We start from the raw sequence: 604 nt of genomic DNA, 5'->3' as shown, positions 1-604 counted from the left end.
TGTTCGTCGCCGAACTTTCAGAAGCGTTCAACGGTATCTCGCAGCGTCTGATTCCCGGTGCGGTATTGGCGATTGACTGTGCGGCGATATACAGCTTTGCTCCCAATGCGGTGGTGTGGGGCTTTATGTGGGGCACCATCGGCCAACTGATTGCGGTCGGCATCCTCGTGGGTTGCGGCTCTTCCATCCTGATTATTCCTGGTTTTATCCCAATGTTTTTCTCCAACGCCACCATTGGCGTGTTCGCGAACCACTTTGGCGGCTGGCGCGCGGCGCTCAAGATTTGTCTGGTGATGGGGATGATTGAAATCTTTGGCTGCGTCTGGGCGGTGAAACTCACCGGTATGAGCGCGTGGATGGGGATGGCGGACTGGTCAATTCTGGCGCCGCCGATGATGCAGGGCTTTGCCTCCATCGGCATCGCGTTTATGGCCGTCATTATTCTGATTGCACTGGCTTATATGTTTTTCGCAGGACGCACGTTGCGCGCTGAGGAAGACGCAGAAAAACAACTGGCAGAACACTCTGCTTAATAAGGAGTTCCGATTATGACCGTACGTATTCTGGCTGTGTGTGGCAATGGGCAGGGCAGTTCCATGATCAT

At 54.3% G+C, this 604-nt stretch carries 1 protein-coding gene; it reads left to right on the top strand.

Features of this window, described 5'->3' with window-relative positions; all coding sequences use genetic code 11:
- The coding region (locus KQJ18_RS24330) for a PTS transporter subunit IIC (RefSeq protein ID WP_275945721.1) at positions 1 to 533 on the top strand (533 nt) is incomplete at its 5' end.
- Positions 534 to 604: the final 71 nt, after the last annotated feature.

The sequence above is a fragment of the Citrobacter sp. S55_ASV_140 genome, from assembly GCF_018919505.1.
Lineage (GTDB): Bacteria > Pseudomonadota > Gammaproteobacteria > Enterobacterales > Enterobacteriaceae > Citrobacter > Citrobacter werkmanii.
Note: the sequence above shows the minus strand (reverse complement) of the source record. Positions and strands in the feature narration are given on the sequence as shown.